Here is a 13,759-nt window from a genome sequence, read left to right as displayed (position 1 = left end):
CCGGGAGGCGACCGCGACCACGGCGTACCTCTCCCGCTAGCTGCTCCCGCCGAGACCACCCACCGCCCGCAGGCCGCAGCCGAGCCCGCGGGGACGGGAGGGGTGTGGTCCGGCAGGATCACGGCCATGTCCGACGAGCTGGTCCACTACGCGGTCGCCGACGACGTCGCGACCATCACCCTCGACTCCCCGCACAACCGCAACGCGCTGTCCGGGCAGCTGGTTCGGGAGCTCGGCGAGCGCCTGGAGCAGGCGGAGTCCGACCCGGCGGCGAAGGTGGTGCTGGTGCGCGCGGAGGGGACGGTGTTCTGCTCCGGCGCGGACCTGTCCGAGGCCTCGGCGGCGGGGTCGGAGGACGCGCCGCGGGGGATCGTGCGGCTGCAGCGCCTGATGGTCGGCTCGACCAAGCCGGTCGTGCTGCGGCTCCAGGGCGCGGTGCGGGCGGGCGGGATCGGCCTGGTCGCGGCCGCGGACGTGGTCGTGGCCAACGAGGACGCGACCTTCGCGCTGACCGAGGTCAAGCTCGGCCTGGCGCCGGCGGTGATCTCGCTGACGGTGCTGCCGCGGCTGACGTCGCGCGCGGCGGCGTACACGTTCCTGACCGGCGAGACCTTCACCGGCACCGAGGCGGAGCGGATGGGGCTGGTGACCCGTGCGGTGCCCGCGGCCGAGCTCGACGCCGAGGTTGCGCGGGTGTGCGCGTCGCTGGCGACCGGCGCGGTCCAGGGGCTGCGCGAGACCAAGGCGCTGCTCGCGCACGACCTGCTGGAGCGGATCGACCGGCTCGGCGACGACGTGGCGGCGCAGAGCGCGCGGCTCTTCGGCTCGGCCGAGGCCCGCGAGGCGATGACGGCGTTCCTGTCCCGGAAGAAGTGACCCGGCAGAAGTAGCCCGGAACAAGAACCGAGAAATAGACGAAGCCCGTCCGGCGGTCCCCCAAAGGCGCCGGACGGGCTTCGACGGGCGAAGACGCTCGGCGCCCCCCGACGCCGCACGCGAGCCATCCCCCCGGTGGCTCGTGTCGTTCTCCGCTTTTTCGACAGGTTGCCCTGCCGAGTAGGACGCTACGAGAGCGCGGTCCACACGACGTCCACGGCCGGGCCAGCGTTCGGTAACAGTTGGCGAGCGCCGCCCTCAGGAGCCGGTGCCCGCCGCGAGACCGGCCAGCGCGGTCGCGAGCGCGGGCGACGTGCCGAGCCGCTGGTCGTCGAGCCGGACCGCGTCGCAGTCGCCCCCGGCGAGCCCGAGGTCGTACGTCGCCCCGTCGTGGCCCGCGAGCAGCACGACGTACGACGCGGCGCCGGGGTCGGGCGTGCACGCCGGCGGGGTCGGGTCGAACGCGCCCAGCGCCAGCAGCCGCACCCGCTCGGCCTCGGTGGGCCGCAGGGGCGTGCCGACCGGGTCCGCCCCCGGCCGGTCGTAGCGGCACACGACCGCCTCGGCCACCCCGGTGGCGGCGAGCCCGGTCGCCGGTCGCCGGGTGATCGCGGACGGGAGCGCGGGCGGAGCGGCGGGACAGGTCGGCGACGGAGCGGGCGCCACCGACCCGCCGGCCCCACCGGACCCCCCGGACTCCTCGAGCGCCAGCGCGGTCATCAGCTCGCGGAAGACGCGGCCGCCGGGGACGACGCGGGTGCCCGGGCCGGGCCGGGTGTAGGCGGCGCACTCCGAGGTCTCGCCGTACACCTCGGCGACGGTGCCGTCGTCGAAGCCGACCTGCACCGCGAACTTCGTCGCCGACGGCGTCGGCCGGCACGGCCCCACGGGGCCCTCGCTGCGCTGCCAGCCGCCGACCAGCGCGGCGGCGCCGTCGGAGAGCACGGTGTCGGGGACCAGCGCCGAGCCGATCGGGCGCGGGTAGGAGCCGCCGACGACGCAGAAGCGGGCCCAGGAGGCGTCGCCGAGCAGGAAGTCGGGGTGGTCGAGCCCGCCGTCGGCCCGGGTGCGGCACTCGGTGGAGACCTCGACCGTGCCGGGCGCGGCCAGCGGCGCCTCGGGCCGGGAGGCCTCGACCCAGCGCGGCGCGAGCGGCACCGCCACGGCGAGGGCGGCGACCACGGCGACGGCGCCCGCCACCCGGGCGCGGCGCAGCCAGCGCGCGCCCCCCGGGCCGTCCGCGCCGTCCCCCGCCCCGGCCGTCATGGCGGGCAGGATCGCACAGCGCGGCGGCGTCGGGGCCCCCGCACGCGACGTTCTGGTGAACCGGTCGGCGAGCCCGGGCGGGCCCGGTTAGGCTTGAGGACTTGCCGCTCCGGGTGCGACGACCGGGTGGCGGAGCCAGCGGGGACGTCGCACGAGTGGAGACCGAGCGTTGTCGGAAGCAGCAGCAGCCAGCCAGCACGACCAGCAGGACCAGCACGTCGCGGAGCGGGAGGTCGCGGCGGAGCAGGCATTCGTCGACCGCGTCTACCGACAGCTGAGCGAGTCGGCCGACGCGGCGCGGCAGCTCGCCCAGGAGGGCCACCAGCGTGGCCGCCTCGGCCACGAGGGCGGCCTCGTCGAGCGCGACGCGATGGTCTTCCAGGCCGCGAAGCGGATCGCCCAGCTCGACGCCGCCCACGAGGGCCTGGTCTTCGGCCGGCTCGACCTCGAGCCCGAGGTCGACACCGCGCCCCGGTACGTCGGCCGGATCGGCCTGCGCGACGCCGACCGCGACTCCCTGCTGATCGACTGGCGGGCGCCCGCGGCCGCGGTGTTCTACCAGGCCACGGCCGCCGAGCCGCACCACGTCATCCGCCGCCGGGTGCTGCGCTGCACCGGCCCGCAGGTCGTCGGCGTCGAGGACGAGCTGCTCGACGCCGACGCGCTGGAGCGCTCCGGCCTCGACCTGCCGATCGTCGGCGAGGGCGCGCTGATGGCGCAGCTCTCCCGCGCCCGGGACCGGTCGATGCACTCGATCGTCGCGACCATCCAGGCCGAGCAGGACAAGGCGATCCGTGCGCCCTCCAAGGGCGTCGTCACGATCTCCGGCGGCCCCGGCACCGGCAAGACGGTCGTCGCGCTGCACCGCGCGGCGTTCCTGCTCTACACCGAGCGGCGCCGCTACGAGACCGGCGGCGTGCTCGTCGTCGGCCCCAGCGGGGTGTTCATGCGCTACATCGAGCGGGTGCTGCCCAGCCTCGGCGAGACCGCCGTCGCGCTGCGCTCGCTCGGCGAGGTCGTCGACGGCGTCCGCGCCACCCGCCACGACGAGCCGGCGGTCGCCGACGTCAAGGGCGCGGCGCGGATGGCCGAGCTCATGCGGCGTACGGCGCGGCAGCAGGCCCCGGGCAGCCCCACCGAGTTCCGCATCTTCTACCGCGACGACACGATCGTCCTGGACCGCGGCCTGCTGGGTCGGCTGCGTCGCCAGCTGATGTCGCAGGGCCGCCGCAACAAGCAGCTGCCGCGGGTCGCCCCCACGCTGCTCGACGCGATGTGGCGGCAGGTGCGTGGCGAGCGCGGCCGGGACCGCGGGCGCGAGTCGTTCCAGGAGGAGATGCTCTCCGACCAGCGGTTCGTCGACTTCGCCGTCGCCTGGTGGCCGCCGCTGGACGCCCCGACCGTGCTCGGCTGGCTGCGCGACCCCGACATCCTGGCCCGGGTCGGCGAGGGCGTGGTCAGCGCCGAGGAGCAGCGGCTGCTGCTCAAGTCGTGGTCCGGCGCCTCGGACCTCTCGGTCGCCGACGTCGCGCTCCTCGACGAGCTGCGCTACGCCCTCGGCGACGTGCCGGCCAAGCCCGAGGACGACCGCGACGACCCGCTCGCGGTCATCGAGGGCGCGGTCGACCTGCAGGAGCTCACCACCGCCGCCGACCGCGAGTACGCCCCCTCCGGCCGCGCCTGGGCCCCGCCGCAGCACCGGATCGAGGACGACGGCTTCGCCCACGTGCTCGTCGACGAGGCCCAGGACCTCACCCCGATGCAGTGGCGGATGGTCGGCCGCCGCGGCCGCGCCGCCTCCTGGACCATCGTCGGGGACCCCGCCCAGTCGTCCTGGCCGGTGCGGGAGGAGGCCGAGGCCGCCCGCGCCGAGGCGCTCGAGGGCAAGCGGATCCACTCCTTCCACCTCTCGACGAACTACCGCAACTCCGCGGAGATCTACGCCTACGCCGAGGCCTACGCCCGCCGCGTCGGGCTCGACGCCGACCTGCCCACCGCGGTCCGCTCCACCGGCGTCGAGCCGGTCGAGGTGACCGGGGTGGCCGACCTCGAGGCCGCCACCCGCGAGGCCGTCGTCGACGTCGCGGGCCGGGTCGGCGGCACCGTCGGCATCGTCGTGCCGGTCGCCCGCCGCTCGGAGGTCAACTCCTGGTTGGCCTCCTGGCCCGAGCTCGCCGACGCCGCGCCCAGCGCGCGCGCCGCCGTCGACTCCTCGGTGACCCCCTCGGGGGAGGACCGCGTCGTCGTGCTCACCGGCCTCGACACCAAGGGCCTGGAGTTCGACGGGATCGTCGTCGTCCGCCCCCAGGAGATCGAGGACGAGTCGCTCACCGGCCGCGCCACGCTGTACGTCGTGCTCACCCGCGCCACCCAGCTGCTCACCACGATCAGCTGACGTCGCCGCTGGTCGAGCAGGCGGCCCCCGCTGGTTGAGCAGGCGAGCGCCAGCGAGCTGTGTCGAAACCCGGTGACCGTGGCCGAGGCCGTGCGCCCCTCACCGGGTTTCGACACGCTCAGGCCGTCAGACGGCCTTCGCTGCTCAACCAGCGGTGCGGGCCTTCGCTGCTCAACCAGCGGTGCGAGCAGGCGGTGCGGGCCTTGGCTGCTCAACCAGCGGCGACGGGGCAAGGAGACCCGCGGGCGACAACTAGAGTTCGCGCCATGACGAGCACGCCGAACGCCCGGGACGCCATCGCCGCGCTCCAGGGGCACGAGGCGTGGGCGATCATCCGGCGCTCGACGCGGGCGGGTGACCGCGACAGCGTCGGCCTCGTCGGCGGCAAGCGCTCGGTGGTCGAGTCGCTGCTCGACGTACCGCTGGAGGAGGGTGTGCCGGAGGCGGGCCACATCGCCGACCGGCTGCTCGCGGTGCCGTTCCGGCAGGTGGCCGAGCGGGGCTTCGAGGCCCACGACGACGGCACCCCGCTGGTGGTCGTCGACGTGGAGACCGAGCTGGAGTTCTCCGTCGCCGAGGTGGTCGAGGCGATCGACGAGGTCGAGGTGACCTTCGCCGACCGCGGCGGCTTCGAGACCGACGACGAGGAGTACGGCCGGCTCGTCGAGGCGATCATCCGCGACGAGATCGGCCAGGGCGAGGGCGCCAACCTCGTCGTCGGCCGCCACTACCGCGCGAAGGTCGACGCCTGGGGCGCCGAGGCGGCCCTCGCGGTCTTCCGCCGCCTGCTCGAGCGCGAGCGCGGGGCGTACTGGACCTTCCTGTTCTTCACCGGCGACCGCTACCTGATCGGCGCCAGCCCCGAGCGACACGTGTCGATCCACGGCGGCGACGTGCGGATGAACCCGATCAGCGGCACCTTCCGCATCCCCCGCGAGCCCGACGCCGACGTCAAGGGAGGGCTGCTGGAGTTCCTGCGCGACGAGAAGGAGATCTATGAGCTCTTCATGGTCGTCGACGAGGAGCTGAAGATGATGTGCGACATCTGCAACCAGGGCGGCCAGGTGCTCGGGCCGTTCCTGAAGCCGATGAGCCGCCTCGTCCACACCGAGTACCTCCTCGCCGGCCGCACCGACCGCGACCCCCGCGAGGTCCTGCGCGACACGATGTACGCCGCGACCGTCACCGGCAGCCCGGTGGAGAACGCCTGCCGGCTGATCAAGGCCTACGAGACCGAGGGGCGCGGCTACTACGGCGCCGCGCTGGCCGTGCTGGGCCGCGACCCCGAGGGCGGGCCGGTCGTGGACAGCCCGATCGTCATCCGCACCGCCGACGTCGACCTCGACGGCAACCTCAAGGTGACCGCCGGCGCGACGCTGGTGCGCGACTCCGACGCGGCGTACGAGGTCGCGGAGACCCACGCCAAGGCCGGCGGCATCCTCAGCGCCTTCGGCCTGGTCCCCGCCGCCCCGACCCCGGACGTCAACGTCGCGGAGCTGGTCAACGACGAGGACGTCCTGCTCGCGCTCAACGCCCGCAACCGGCGGCTCTCCTCGTTCTGGCTCACCGACCAGGGCGGCTCGGCCCCCGACCCGCGGCTGGCCGGCCGCAGCGCGGTGATCCTCGACGGCGAGGACGACTTCGTGAACATGCTGCGCCACGTCCTCGGCGTGCTCGGCATGACCAGCACCGTCGTCCGCCACGAGGAGTACGTCGCCGGGTGCCTCGACGGCTTCGACCTGGTCATCGTCGGGCCGGGCCCGGGCGACCCGCGCGACGACGCCGACCCCAAGATGGCCAACCTGCGCGCCGCCGTCGCGGAGCTGCTCGCGAAGGAGCGGCCGTTCCTCGCGGTCTGCCTGGGCCACCAGGCGCTCTGCCACGAGCTCGGCATCCCGCTGGCCTACAAGGACATCGTCTTCCAGGGCACCCAGTCGCCGGTGACCCTCGAGGGCCGCACCGAGCGGGTCGGCTTCTACAACACCTTCGTGGGGCGGGTCGGCGACGGCGACGCGCTGCCCGAGGGCGTGCGGGTCGACACCGACCCCGCGACCGGTGACGTGCACCACCTGGCGGGCCCGCACTACCGCGGCATCCAGTTCCACGCCGAGTCGATCCTCACCGAGCGCGGCTACGACCTGCTGCACGACTACGTCGTCGCGCTGCTGCTCGACCGGCCCGGGGACGCCTGAGGCCGTGGCCCCGGACGTGGTGGTGGTCGACCACCACGACTCCTACACCTGGAACCTCGTCGACCTGCTCGCCCAGGTCACCGGCGCCCTCCCGCGGGTGGTCCAGCACGACGAGGTGACCGCGGCCGAGGTGCTCGCCCACGAGCGGGTGGTGCTCTCGCCGGGGCCGGGCCGCCCCGACGACCCGGCGGACTTCGGCGTCGGTCGGGAGGTCCTCCGGGCCGCGACCCGGCCGGTGCTGGGCGTGTGCCTGGGCATGCAGGGGCTCGTGGCGGCGTACGGCGGTCGCGTGGAGCGGGTCGAGCCCGCCCACGGCGTCGTGGCGCACGTGACCCACGACGGCCGCGGCGTGCTGGCCGGCCTGCCGCAGGGGTTCGCCGCGGTCCGCTACCACTCGCTGGCCGCCACCGTCGTGCCCGACTGCCTCGAGGTGACCGCCCGCTGCGAGGACGGCACCGTCATGGGCGTGCGACACCGCACGCTGCCGCTCGAGGGCGTGCAGTTCCACCCCGAGTCGGTGCTCTCCGAGCACGGCCTGCGGATCGTCGCCTCCTTCCTCGCGGGGCCGACGTGACCGGCCGGACCGGGGACGCAGTGGCCGAGCGGGCGTTCGCCGAGGTCGCCGCGGCCCACCGGCGCTGCTTCTGGTTCGAGGCCGGGTCGATGCTGGGGTGGCTCACCGACGACGACGTCTCGCTGTCCTACGCCGCCGCCACCCGCACGGTCACCCGGCACGCCGGGGGCCGGTCCGAGGTGGTCGCCGAGGGTGCGGACGTCTTCGCGGTGCTCGAGGCCGAGCTCGCCGCCGGCTCGCCGGAGGACCAGTGGTTCGGCTACCTCGGCTACGCCTGCCGCCCGGACCTGCCGGCCCGGCCGGCGCAGGGAGTGCCCGACGCGGTGTGGATGCGGCCCTCCCACGTCCGCCGGGTCGCCCCCGCCGGGTCGGCGCCGGCAGCCGCGCGCACCGTGCCGCCCGCCGCCGCGCCGGCGCCCGGGTGGTACGTCGAGGCCTTCGAGAAGGTGCAGGAGGCGCTGCGCGGCGGGCACAGCTACGAGGTCAACCTGACCCACCGCGAGCGGGTCGCCGACGCGGTGGACCCGGTGACGGCTTACCTCCGGCTGCGCGCGCTCAACCCGGCGCCGTACGCCGGCTTCCTCCAGCACGACGTGCCCGGCGCCCGGGCGTGGCTGCTCTCCAGCAGCCCCGAGCGGTACGCCGCCGTGACGGCCGACCCCGGCGGCGGGCGCACCCTGGAGACCCGGCCGATCAAGGGCACCACCCCGCGCGGCACGACGCCGGCCGAGGACGCGGCGGCGGCCGAGCGGCTGCGGACCGAGCAGCGCTACCGCGCCGAGAACCTCATGGTCGTCGACCTGCTGCGCAACGACGTGGCCTCCGTGTGCGCGCCCGGCTCGGTCGAGGTGCCGGCGCTGATGGAGGTGGAGTCCTACGCGACCGTGCACCAGCTGGTCTCGACCGTCCGCGGGCGGCTGCGCCCGGAGGTCTCCACCGTCGGTGCGCTGCGCGCGCTCTTCCCCGCCGGGTCGATGACCGGCGCGCCGAAGCGGCGGACGATGGAGGTCATCGACGCGGTCGAGGCCACCCCGCGCGGGGTCTACGCCGGCGCGTTCGGCCGGGTCGCCGCCGACGGCACCGCGGACCTCGGCGTGGTCATCCGCAGCCTGGTCACCGCCGGCGACGGCTCGTGGGAGCTGGGTACCGGTGGCGGGGTCACCGTCCACTCCGACGTCGGGTCCGAGCACGCTGAGGCACGATGGAAGGCGGAGCGGCTCCTCGCCGTCTTCGCGGACCGAGGAGGCAACCCCCCGTGAGCACCGTCGAGAGCCTGGCCAAGCCGCACGTCATCGTGCTGTTCGGCGCCACCGGCGACCTGTCCCGCCGCAAGCTGCTGCCCGGGCTGCTGCACCTCTTCGAGGCCGGGCTGCTGGCCGACACCCGGATCGTCGGCACCTCCCTGGAGGAGGTCGACACCGCCCACTTCGAGTCCTTCGCCCGCGAGGCCTGCGAGGAGTTCGGCGACGGCACCATCGACGACGCCCGCTGGGCGCCGTTCGGGAACCTGCTGAGCTACCTGCCGCAGTCGGCCGGACCGCAGGCGCTCGCCGACGAGGTCGCCCGCGCCGAGGAGACCCTGCCCGGGCCCGAGGAGCGCAAGCGCCGGCTGCACTACCTCAGCGTGCCGCCCAAGGCCGCCCTCGACGTCGTCCACCAGCTCGACAAGGCCGGGCTGGTGGAGCGCTCGCGGATCGTGATGGAGAAGCCGTTCGGCACCGACCTGGCCTCGGCGGTCAACCTCAACGCCGAGCTGCACGAGGTCTTCGACGAGCAGCAGATCTTCCGCATCGACCACTTCCTCGGCAAGGAGGCGGCCCAGAACATCCTGGCCTTCCGGTTCGCCAACGGCCTCTTCGAGCCGATCTGGAACCGCAACTTCATCGACCACGTCCAGATCGACGTCCCCGAGACGCTCGGCCTCGAGGGCCGCACCAAGTTCTACGAGTCCACCGGCGCCTACCGCGACATGGTGGTCACCCACCTGATGCAGGTCCTGGCGTTCATGGCGATGGAGCCGCCGACCTCGCTGGAGCCGGACCCGATCAGCGACGAGAAGAACAAGGTCTTCCGCTCGATGAAGGCGATCGACCCCCACGACGTGGTGCGCGGTCAGTACGCCGGCTACCGCGGCAAGGAGGAGGTCGCCGACGACTCCGACACCGAGACCTTCATCGCGCTCAAGGTCGAGATCGACAACTGGCGGTGGGCCGGCGTGCCGATCTACCTGCGGACCGGCAAGAAGCTCGCCGAGAGCGCCCGGATCATCTCGATCGCGTTCAAGGAGCCGCCGCTGTCGATGTTCCCCGCGGGCTCGCAGGCCGGCATGCAGGGCCCGGACCACCTGACCTTCGACCTCGCCGACCAGTCGCGGATGTCGCTGTCGTTCTACGGCAAGCGGCCCGGCCCGGGGATGAAGCTGGAGAAGCTCTCGATGCAGTTCGCCACGCACGAGACGTCCTCCTCCACGGCCGTGCTGGCGGCCTACGAGCGGCTCATCCACGACGCGATGCGCGGGGACCACACCCTGTTCACCACCGCCGAGGGCATCGAGACGCTGTGGGAGAAGTCGACCGCGCTGCTCGAGACGCCGCCGCCGGTGCGGACCTACCAGCCCGGCACGTGGGGCCCGAACGCGATCCACCAGCTCGTCGCGCCGAACGCGTGGCGGCTGCCGTTCGAGCGCGGCTGGCGGACGCCGGCCCCGGACGGCACCGACGCCTGACGCCGGGCACGTCAGGCTCGGATCGAGCTCAGGCGCCCGACGTCGTACGCCGTCCGTCGTCCTCCCACTGCTCCTTGCCGAGGTCGACGGTGCGGCGGGCGTTGGCCAGCGAGGTGAGCACGATCGTGCCGAGCGGCCCCTCGCGGTCGAAGACCGACGCGGTGCCGACGGCGATCCCGTCCTGCTCGAGCCGGTCGACCGCCTGCAGCCCGATCTCGGTGCCGGCCGGGCGGCGGACGAGGGTCAGGGTGATGTCGGTGTTGATGTGCTCGACGCCGCGGGTGCCCCAGTTGGTGACCAGGCTGGCGCCGTCGGCGATGGCGGCGGCGGCCTGGAACGCGGTGGCGGGCTCGCCGGCGACGACCGGCACGGCGCTGTTCCACGAGGTCTTGCGGGAGGCGTTCTGGTGCTCGCGGAAGTCCTGGGACCACCCGGCGTCGCTGTGGAGGAACGGCACGTGCGGCTCGGTGGTCGGCGGCGCGACGTCCTCCGGCGGCGGCGAGGGGTGCCCGCCGGGGGACCACACCTCGCCCTCGGTGGAGCCGGTCGGCTTGAGGAACAGCGCGCTCGCCCGCGCGACCGCCCGGCCCTCCTGGTGCGCCACGACGTCGATCAGCGCGAGCCGCGGGCCGACCCGGACCACGTCGGTGGTGAAGGTCATCGGCGCCCGGCCGGCGGGGCGGAACAGGTCCGCGGTGTAGCGCGCGGGGTGCAGGTCGGTGCGCCCCTCGGCCTCGATCCGCTGCTCCAGCGCCCGGGCCATCGCCCCGCTGACCGCGACGCCGTGCAGGTGGTCGCTGCCCCAGCTGCTGACCGCGAGGTCGGTGGCGACGAGGTTCTCGCCGTCGTCGGAGGTGAAGAAGGCGAGCTCCATGGGCGGCATCCTGGCAGGCGGCTGCCCCCGCTCAGTCGGCGGCGCGCTCAGTCGGCGGCGCGTTCCGGCGCGCGCTCGGAGAGCAGCCGCAGCATCCCGCGGGTGGCCCGCACCAACCGGTCGCGCTCGTCGGGGTCCAGCACGATCGCGTTGACCGACTCGATCAGCCCGCCGGTCTGCACGAAGCCGGTGACCACGGCCGCGTCGTCGGTGACCTGCTCGACGGTGCGCGCGGCCTCGGCCGTCGGGACGTCGACGTCGCGGACCTTGCCGGCCACGTCGGCGCCGATGCTGTCCCAGGCCTCGGCGAAGGAGCCGTCGAACCACAGGTAGTTCACGTCGATCGTGGCGCCGCCCTCGGCGACCGGCACGAACGTGCACCGCATCGCGCCGGGCTCGCCGACCTCCTCGCGGACCTCCTCGCCGAGCAGGCGGCCCACCTCGGCGGCGGTGAGGTCGTCGCAGGGGTTCCACGACGCGACCGGCGTCGACGCGCCCGTGCCGGGGTCGCTCCCGCCGTGCGGGGACGACGCGCCGGCCTCACCGGATCCGCCGCCGTTCCCGCTGTCGGCGTCGCCCGAGCCGCACCCGGCGAGGAGCAGCAGGGGGACGAGGGGTGCGGCGAGCAGCGCGCGCCTCATCCGCGGCCGCCCGTCCAGAGGTGCGCCCCCGAGGGGGGAGGCGCGGCGGGGGCCGGGGCGGGCAGGGTGAGCACGAAGCGCGCCCCGCCGGCGGGGGAGCGGTCGACCTCCACCGTGCCCGCGTGCCGGTCGGCGACGCGCGCCACGATCGAGAGGCCGAGCCCCGAGCCCGGCATGCCGCGGGACTCCTCGGCGCGCCAGAAGCGGTCGAACACGTGCGGTCTGTCCTCCTCCGAGATGCCCGGGCCCTCGTCGTCGACGGTCAGCACGCCGCCCGCCAGCCGGACGGTGACGGTGCCCCCGGGCGGGCTCCACTTGGCGGCGTTGTCCAGCAGGTTGGTCACCGCGCGCTCGAGCGCGGCGGAGTCGCCCACGACCTCGAACGGCTCGACGGCGACGTCGAACTCCAGGCCGGGCGCCCGGCGGCGTACCCGCGCCAGGGCCTGGTCGACGACCTCCGCGAGGTCGACGGGGGCCACCACGTGGGCGGCCTCGTCGTCGCGGGAGAGCTCGACGAGGTCGCCGATGAGGGTGGTGAGCTCCTCGATCTGGGCGTGGACGTCGGCGAGCAGCTCGGCGCGGGCGCCCTCGGGCAGCACGCCGGCGGTCTCGGCGTCGGCCTGGGTGAGCAGCTCGATGTTGGTGCGCAGCGAGGTCAGCGGGGTGCGCAGCTCGTGCCCGGCGTCCGCGACGAGGCGGCGCTGCCGGTCGCGGGAGGCGGCCAGTGCGGTGAGCATCTCGTTGAACGCCGTGGCCAGGCGCGCGACCTCGTCGTCGCCCTCGACCTCGATCGGGTCGAGGTCCTCGGTGCGGGCGATCGCCTCCACCTCGCTGGTGAGCCGCCGGACCGGGCGCAGGCCGTTGCGGGCCACCGCCCAGCCCGCGACGCCCGCGGCCACGACGCCGAGCAGGCCGAAGACGAGCATGACCACGCCGAGCCGCGCCAGCACCTGCTGCTGCGGCTCGAGCGACTGGGCCACGACGAGCGCGCCGCCCTTGCCGGCCGGCACCGCCACGACCCGGTAGTCGCGCCCGCCGGCGTAGATGGTGCGGGCGGTCCAGTCTCGGTCGCCGGTGGCGACGTCCCGCTCGGCGTCGAGCTGCATGGGGGGCAGCTGGTCGTAGGTGCGGTAGCTGCCGTCGGAGTAGACGAAGGCGATCCGCACGTCCGCGGCGCCCAGCGCCCACGAGGGCAGCTGGTAGTCGTTGGTGAGCTCGGAGAGGAGCGGGTACTTCGCGGCGGCGTGGGCGCGCTCGAGCAGGGAGTTGTCCAGCGTCGACTGCAGCTGGACCCGGACGGTCATGAACGCGCCGACGGCCACGAAGGCGACCGCGAGCCCGACGGCGATGGTGGTGAGCAGGGTGACCCGGCCGGCGAGCGAACGCAGCAGTCGGCTCATGCTTCCTTCAGCACGTAGCCCACGCCGCGGACGGTGTGGATCAGCCGCGGCTCGCCCTCCGCCTCGGTCTTGCGGCGCAGGTAGCCGACGTACACCTCGAGGGAGTTCGCGGTGGTCGGGAAGTCATAGCCCCAGACCTCCTCGAGGATGAACGACCGTTCGAGCACCCGCCGGGGCCGGCGCAGGAACATCTCCAGCAGCGTGAACTCGGTCCGGGTCAGCTCGATCAGCCGGTCGCCGCGGCGCACCTCGCGGGTCGCGACGTCCATCGAGAGGTCGGCGAAGGACAGCACCTCGTCGGGGTCGTCCTCGGCGGGCACGACCCGCCGCAGCAGCGCGCGCAGCCGGGCGAGCAGCTCGGCGAGCGCGAACGGCTTGGTCAGGTAGTCGTCGGCCCCCGCGTCCAGGCCCTCGACCCGGTCGCCGACGGCGTCGCGGGCGGTGAGCACGAGGACGGGTACGTCGTTGCCGGCCGCGCGCAGCGCGCGGGTGGCCTCGATCCCGTCGAGCCGCGGCATCATCACGTCCATCACGACCACGTCGGGGGAGACCCGGCCGATCGCGGCCAGCGCCTCGGCGCCGTCGTTGGCGGTGGCCACCTCGTAGCCGTTGAACTCCAGGGACCGCCGCAGCGACTCCCGCACGGCCTTGTCGTCGTCGACGACGAGGACGCGGGGCTTGGCGGTCGGCGGCACCCGTCCATCGTGCCAGTCCGGCCTGAGTCCGCGCTGAGAGCGACCCCGCCCGGCGGGGTGGGTCGTAGCCCGAAGCGCCCCGCGGGGTCGGTGCCGCGCCCTAGGCTGCGCGCAAACCTGG

At 74.6% G+C, this 13,759-nt stretch carries 11 protein-coding genes; 6 read left to right on the top strand and 5 right to left on the bottom strand.

The window, feature by feature from the left end:
- The first annotated feature begins 126 nt into the window (after positions 1 to 126).
- Complete coding sequence (locus HPC71_RS20005) at positions 127 to 876, top strand: enoyl-CoA hydratase-related protein (protein ID WP_154612480.1); 750 nt, start codon at positions 127 to 129, stop codon at positions 874 to 876.
- Between the two features lie 258 nt (positions 877 to 1,134).
- Here HPC71_RS20005 and HPC71_RS20000 read toward each other — a convergent pair whose 3' ends face one another.
- Positions 1,135 to 2,142 carry a hypothetical protein gene (locus HPC71_RS20000; RefSeq protein WP_154612481.1) on the bottom strand — a complete coding sequence of 336 codons (1,008 nt, stop codon included), beginning with the start codon at positions 2,140 to 2,142 and terminating at the stop codon, positions 1,135 to 1,137.
- A gap of 169 nt (positions 2,143 to 2,311) precedes the next feature.
- Here HPC71_RS20000 and HPC71_RS19995 point away from each other — a divergent pair, with 169 nt between their 5' ends.
- The 5 genes from HPC71_RS19995 (at position 2,312) to zwf (ending at position 10,028) form a co-directional block, all read left to right on the top strand.
- A complete protein-coding gene (locus tag HPC71_RS19995; protein WP_154612482.1) occupies positions 2,312 to 4,537 on the top strand; it encodes a HelD family protein in 2,226 nt (741 codons plus the stop codon).
- 266 nt (positions 4,538 to 4,803) lie between these two features.
- Complete coding sequence (locus tag HPC71_RS19990; protein WP_154612483.1) at positions 4,804 to 6,729, top strand: anthranilate synthase family protein; 1,926 nt, start codon at positions 4,804 to 4,806, stop codon at positions 6,727 to 6,729.
- 4 nt (positions 6,730 to 6,733) lie between these two features.
- A complete protein-coding gene (locus HPC71_RS19985) occupies positions 6,734 to 7,303 on the top strand; it encodes an anthranilate synthase component II (RefSeq protein WP_171897102.1) in 570 nt (189 codons plus the stop codon).
- Positions 7,300 to 8,562: an anthranilate synthase component I family protein gene (locus tag HPC71_RS19980; RefSeq protein WP_253943815.1), complete on the top strand. Its 1,263-nt coding sequence runs from the start codon at positions 7,300 to 7,302 to the stop codon at positions 8,560 to 8,562. Before HPC71_RS19985 ends, HPC71_RS19980 begins: the two co-directional genes overlap by 4 nt.
- Positions 8,563 to 8,576: 14 nt before the next feature.
- On the top strand, positions 8,577 to 10,028 hold the full coding sequence (gene zwf / locus HPC71_RS19975) for a glucose-6-phosphate dehydrogenase (RefSeq protein ID WP_216656665.1): 1,452 nt from the start codon (positions 8,577 to 8,579) through the stop codon (positions 10,026 to 10,028).
- A gap of 28 nt (positions 10,029 to 10,056) precedes the next feature.
- Here zwf and HPC71_RS19970 read toward each other — a convergent pair whose 3' ends face one another.
- From HPC71_RS19970 to HPC71_RS19955, 4 genes are read right to left on the bottom strand one after another with little or no spacing between them, the layout of a single operon-like run.
- Complete coding sequence (locus HPC71_RS19970; protein WP_154616569.1) at positions 10,057 to 10,902, bottom strand: acyl-CoA thioesterase domain-containing protein; 846 nt, start codon at positions 10,900 to 10,902, stop codon at positions 10,057 to 10,059.
- A 47-nt stretch (positions 10,903 to 10,949) separates the two neighbouring features.
- Entirely contained in the window at positions 10,950 to 11,543 is a 594-nt protein-coding gene (locus tag HPC71_RS19965; protein ID WP_154616570.1) for a DUF3558 family protein, read from the bottom strand.
- A complete protein-coding gene (locus tag HPC71_RS19960; RefSeq protein ID WP_154616571.1) occupies positions 11,540 to 12,943 on the bottom strand; it encodes a sensor histidine kinase in 1,404 nt (467 codons plus the stop codon). Before HPC71_RS19960 ends, HPC71_RS19965 begins: the two co-directional genes overlap by 4 nt.
- On the bottom strand, positions 12,940 to 13,638 hold the full coding sequence (locus HPC71_RS19955) for a response regulator transcription factor (RefSeq protein WP_171897101.1): 699 nt from the start codon (positions 13,636 to 13,638) through the stop codon (positions 12,940 to 12,942). Before HPC71_RS19955 ends, HPC71_RS19960 begins: the two co-directional genes overlap by 4 nt.
- Between the last annotated feature and the right edge of the window lie 121 nt (positions 13,639 to 13,759).

It is taken from the genome of Nocardioides marmotae, assembly GCF_013177455.1.
In the GTDB taxonomy this organism is placed as follows: Bacteria; Actinomycetota; Actinomycetes; order Propionibacteriales; family Nocardioidaceae; genus Nocardioides; species Nocardioides marmotae.
Note: the sequence above shows the minus strand (reverse complement) of the source record. Positions and strands in the feature narration are given on the sequence as shown.